Origin of the sequence: Sphingomonas sp. S6 (assembly GCF_043498045.1) — a bacterium.
Taxonomy (GTDB): Bacteria; Pseudomonadota; Alphaproteobacteria; order Sphingomonadales; family Sphingomonadaceae; genus Sphingomonas.
On sequence record NZ_JBIEOE010000035.1, the window covers coordinates 1 to 5,142 of the forward strand.

Consider the following 5,142-nt stretch of genomic DNA (forward strand, 5'->3'; position numbering starts at 1 on the left):
CTGTAGGCGCTTGCCATCGTAGCGGGCATTGCTCGCAAACGGAGCGGTTTCCTGCTCGAATTAACTGACAACATGCGCAGCGATCTGCTCACGCTATCTGCCAACGTGCTCGCCAACATCCGTCGCTGCTCGCAATCATAATCGCCGGCTCACATTATCTGCCAGTGGGTGACACAACCGCTGTTCAACGTACGACCGGATCGTCGCAATCTTCGAATGCAGTCTGTGCCGAGGTCCGATTACGGTCGCGAGCATCTTCCCGTGACCAGCATGCCCGCATCGCATTCCATGCCGCCTGCCGGGATATGCCGCGGCGTCGTGCCAGATTATCGATCGCCCAGGCACGAACACGGAACTGCTGACTGCTCTGCGGTACACCGACGCTGACGATGGGGCCGGCGCCGCACCGGGTTCGTAGCTGTTGCACGCCGACGCTGCGTTCATCGACGCCGAGAGGCCCCGACCACACCATCCGGTCACCGATGCGCGTGACGCGATCGACGGCGCGAGGATCGCGGACCACCATGTAACCGTCGCGATCGAGTGCTATTTCGGCATCACGATCGAAGATCACCAGCGGCTCTCCGGACGTGTCTGGCTGGAGAACGCGAAAGCAGCCGTTCCTGAGGATGACGCGGCCGAAGATTGCGGCGGTATGGATGATGGCGGGTGACCTGTCCTCGCGCGGTACGAGGCGAACGAAGCGCGCCAAATCGGGTTGGATCGATCGCGGGTTTGCCGGCGGTCTGAAGCGAAGCTTCAGCCTGTCAGGCAGGGACCAGCCCTGTGCGGCAGCCACCTTCCGATACTCCGCCTCGTCTACGTTCATGTCGAAACCAACGACGCCATCGAACTGCTCAATAGAGCCACCCCCGACGAGCCGGTACGGCTCGAACCGCTTCCACCAATCGTCGAAGATCGGCTGAAGCTCTCTGGCAGGCACGCCACCATCCACCGCCGTGAAGCGCGGATCGCGGGTGTAGCGCAACAGCAGGGCCGCAGCGTCGCGTCTGAATTGAAACGCAAAGCGCGGTTCGGGATCGCGCACGATCCGGACACCGACGTAATTGTCGGGATCGGCTTTCGCGATCCGCCGGTCGAGCGCCATCGCGGCAGCCGAGGCGGCCTGGTCCGGGTTCATCCTCTCTATGGCTGCCGGATCGTCGAAGCGCTGGTTCTGATCGGGCGGGGGCGGCGTATCGGAGTAGGGCACCGGAGGTGCCGACAGGATCGTGGCAAAGCCCGATGCATCGAGCGTGGCTCCCTTCGGAATGGCGGCAGCCGGGGTCGGGACGGATTGTGCCTCGGCGTTGCGCGGGCGGGAACCGGAACAGGCGAAGAGCAGCAACGGCAAGGCGAAGCAGAGACGATTCACGGTCACCCCCTGATGTCACGGGCCGGCAGGCGGAAGCAGGAACAGCGGGATCAAGAGTCCGCTGTTCCTGTCGGTGTCAGAGTCTGTCTTTCAGCGCCTTGGCGGCGGTAAAGGACACCTTCTTTGATGCCGCGATCGTCATCGCCTCTCCGGTAGCCGGGTTGCGGCCTTGCCGTTCGGGCCGATCCTTGACGGCGAACTTGCCGAAACCAGTGATCGACACCTCGTCGCCCTTGGCGGCCGCGTCGGCGATCTGGTCGAACACCGCGGCGATCGCGGCCTTCGCATTGGCCTCTGTCGATCCCGTCGCAGCCGCGACGCCCTTTGCAAGCTCACCGATATTCATGGTCTTCCATACTCCTTGCTGGAATTGAACGGGGCCTTGGCCGTGCTTGGTACAGGCGCACCTATACCGGGACACCGGCCGCGCGCAGTTGCTCGGTGAGGTCCCGGGTGTGTTCGGGATCGAGCGTGCCGGCGAGCAGGGCCCGTACATCTGAGGGTCGGGCGCCGAGCTGGGCGGTGAGCGTGGCGGCATCGTAGCCGTTGCGGGTCAACGTCGGCTCGAGATCGTCGATCGCGCGCGACAGCACCTGCTCGACGATCTCGACGGTCACCGGCTTTGCGCCCAACCGGAAGCCCTGCTCGAAGGCGAGCGTCAGATGCATTTCGATCTGGAGCGGGGTCCGCAGGCGCTCGGCGATGAGGTCGATCGCGTCGTCATCCATCAGGTCGGCCGCCTTGACGCCATCCGCCGCGCAGGCGTCGAGCAGCCAAGTGACATATTCCCGGCGCGCCGATGTGATCCCCTCATAGTCGAAGGTCGTGGTGCGGTAGCCGATCTCCTCCATCTGTGGGCGACGCAGGTCATTGCGCAACCGGGGATGGCCGACGAGCAGGACCGACAGCAGCACGCCGGCATCGGCCACCACCTCCATGAGCCGCTTGAGGCCGGTCAGCGTCTTGTGGTGTAGGTCGTGTGCCTCGTCGACCACCAGCACGATCGGGCGCTTGCCCTTGCGCATCAGGTCGCGAAGATCACGCTCGCGCCGCTCGGCCTGTTTGGGGATCTTTACTTGTGCGCGTTCGCCGGACGAAAGGTCGTAGAACAACGCCTCGATCAACGAGGTGAGCGATGTACGTCGCTTGTCCACCGCCAGCGACTTGGCGACCGCGACCTTGCCGGCGCGGGCCAGTTCGTCCTCGATCCGGCGCAGCAGGTGGGTCTTTCCCGAACCGACCAGCCCGGAGACGACGATCAGCCGTCCGGTCTGCACCGCTGCGCATACCTCGCGAACGATGACGCGCTGATGCTCGGTCTCGAAATTGCCCGCGCCCTGGAACGGGCGGGCGAGGCCGTAGCTGGATTGCACGTCGGCGAGCATCAACTGGTCCTTCGTCGTGACAGGAACCGGTCGCGAATGCGATCGGCGATGACGGCCTTGTCGAGCGTCTCGCCGAGCAACGCATCGATGAAGGCACGATCCTCCTCGGGCAACGAGCCGAGCGGAACCCGGAGCTGCTCGACGATCGCCTGACGGGCGGCCAGGCCAGTGGCATGGGCCGTCTCGACGACGGGCTCCGGAAAGGGCGTGCGCCGCACGGGAAGCCCTGAGGTGGTGGGCGGCAGCGACGGCAAGGGCCGGTCGCCACCCGTGATCGCGGCACGCGGCAGGCCGAGCTGGTCGGCGAGCCGCACCACCTTGTCGAGCCGTTCTTCCGCCCGGCTCTTCTGGTACTTGCGGTAGCGGTAGAGCGGCACTGCGCCGCGCGATGGTTCGAACGGGCCGAAGCGTTTGCCGTCATGCTCGACGAACAGCGCCTGGTCGAACAGCCCCCACAGCAGCGTCACCGTCTCGCCGGCGAGATGTGGCTCGACCTCGTAGGTCGTGCCCTCGACCGACACGGTCGCATCGCCGGCGACGGTACGACGCTCGGGCTGGCGCGCGAAGGCGCAGAACCGCTCCCATGAACACATCGCCCGGACGCCTTCGGAGGGCAGATGACGCAACCAGTGCTCGATGCGGGCATGCGGTTCGGAGCGATGGTCGGCATTGTTGTAGGTGACCAGCGCGCGGCGCAGCCACAGGTTCGCTTCTTCCTCATCCTTGGGCTTGTGGAAGTGGTAGAGCGTCTCGTGCACCTCCTTGATGGTGCGGAAGGGCCGCTCGACCTTGCCCTTGGCACGCGCGGCGGTGTGACGGTCTTCTTTTTTGGGCGGGAGGTGCGTCAGGACACGGATACCGAGACTGCCCATCACCGACTGGAAGACGCTCGACCGGCTGACCGGACCGTTGTCCATGTAGATCGTGACCGGCAGGCCCTGGAACGGCAGCTCGGGTTCGGGCTTGGCGGCGAACGCATTGAACAGGAAGCGGAGCGCCGATTCCGCGTCTTCGCCGTAGACGCCGCGATATTCCTGGTAGACCACACCGGAACAGTCATCCACCGCCGAGAACAGCATCAGCGTCGGTCGACCGCGCCCTTCCTCGATCCACAGCGGCGCCTCCACCTGCTTGAGGTCGGACGGGCTCATGTCGAAGTGCCATAACTCGTTCGAGCGTCGTGCCTGAAAGCGTACCGCGGCACCGGGACGGGTCACCCGGGCATGGTCCAGCCCCGACGCACGCAGCAGCCGATCTATGGTCGCCCGCTTCAACAGGCCCGGCTCGACCTTCACGAGGCCATCGGGGGTTTCGACGCCGTCGCCTTCCAGTAACTGGATCGCGCGGGCCGTAGACACGCGCCGCCCCTTGCCGTTGGTGGTACGAATTTTCAGCGCCGCGACGATCTCGGCATAGCGCTCCATCTGCGGCTGCGGCGCGACACGTGTCGCGCCATGATCGCTGCGCCGCACGGATTTGGGCCGGTTGAATTCGCGCAACGCGCGGTACATCGTCCAGACTGAGATGCCGTAAGCCTGTGCGGCGCGGGCAACGATCTCGGTGCGGTTCGGATCACGCGGGGACAACAGCGACAGCCGTCGGCGAAGCTCGACCAATGCCTCACCGGGCGGTCGCTTCCGCGCGTCAGCCATGTGCCGCGACGGCTTCCTTCGCAGCAGCGGCGCGCCCGCGCTTGCCGGCATAGCGATACAGCGTGGCAACCGACACACCCATGCGTCGGGCAATATCGCGCACCGGCAGCGACCCCTCCGTCATCATGGCGCGCGCGGCGGTCACATCGGCCGGACGCATCGAAGGCGGACGGCCACCCTTGCGGCCCTGTCTGCGCGCCTCGATCAGCCCTGCGGTGGTACGCTCGCGGATCAAGGCGCGCTCGAACTGGGCGATGGCGCCGAAGACGTGGAAGGTGAGCATGCCGCCCGGCGTGGTGGTGTCGATATTCTCGGTCAGCGACACCAGCCCGATCTTCTCGCGCTCCAGCTCCTCAGCCGTAGCGATCAGTTTCTTCAGCGAGCGGGCGAGGCGGTCGAGCTTCCACACCACGAGCGTGTCGCCGGCACGCAGCACCTCGCCGAAGATGCGGGCGAGTTCGGGACGGTCGTCGCGAGCACCCGACGCGTTTTCGGTGAAGACCCGTTCGCAACCGGCGCGGCGCAATGCGTCCAGTTGCAGGTCGGGGTTCTGGTCGCTGGTGCTAACCCTGGCATACCCGACCCGCATGACCGCTCGATCTTCTCCAAACCCGTTATCGGCATAGCGTTTTGCGAAGCAGGTTTCCAGAACAGTTTTGACAAATGGCGGACCGCCGGAATGCGTCGCCGAGCCGGCCTGCCAGCAGGATCGTCAGAAAGGAAGGTTTTT

5 protein-coding genes are annotated in these 5,142 nt (G+C 65.4%); all 5 read right to left on the reverse strand.

Translation table 11 applies throughout. The features are described from left to right. Window positions 1-184: 184 nt before the first annotated feature. The gene (locus tag ACGVWT_RS18945) at window positions 185-1,381 is read right to left on the reverse strand and encodes a hypothetical protein (protein ID WP_394427774.1); all 1,197 of its coding nucleotides are present in this window, start codon (window positions 1,379-1,381) and stop codon (window positions 185-187) included. 70 nt (window positions 1,382-1,451) lie between these two features. Beyond that, window positions 1,452-1,721, reverse strand: a complete 270-nt coding sequence (locus ACGVWT_RS18950) for an HU family DNA-binding protein (protein WP_126013740.1) — start codon at window positions 1,719-1,721, stop codon at window positions 1,452-1,454. 61 nt (window positions 1,722-1,782) lie between these two features. Next, window positions 1,783-2,760 carry an ExeA family protein gene (locus ACGVWT_RS18955; RefSeq protein WP_126013738.1) on the reverse strand — a complete coding sequence of 326 codons (978 nt, stop codon included), beginning with the start codon at window positions 2,758-2,760 and terminating at the stop codon, window positions 1,783-1,785. Continuing rightward, complete coding sequence (locus ACGVWT_RS18960; RefSeq protein WP_394427777.1) at window positions 2,760-4,412, reverse strand: IS481 family transposase; 1,653 nt, start codon at window positions 4,410-4,412, stop codon at window positions 2,760-2,762. Before ACGVWT_RS18960 ends, ACGVWT_RS18955 begins: the two co-directional genes overlap by 1 nt. Continuing rightward, complete coding sequence (locus ACGVWT_RS18965; RefSeq protein WP_126013734.1) at window positions 4,405-5,001, reverse strand: recombinase family protein; 597 nt, start codon at window positions 4,999-5,001, stop codon at window positions 4,405-4,407. Before ACGVWT_RS18965 ends, ACGVWT_RS18960 begins: the two co-directional genes overlap by 8 nt. Window positions 5,002-5,142: the final 141 nt, after the last annotated feature.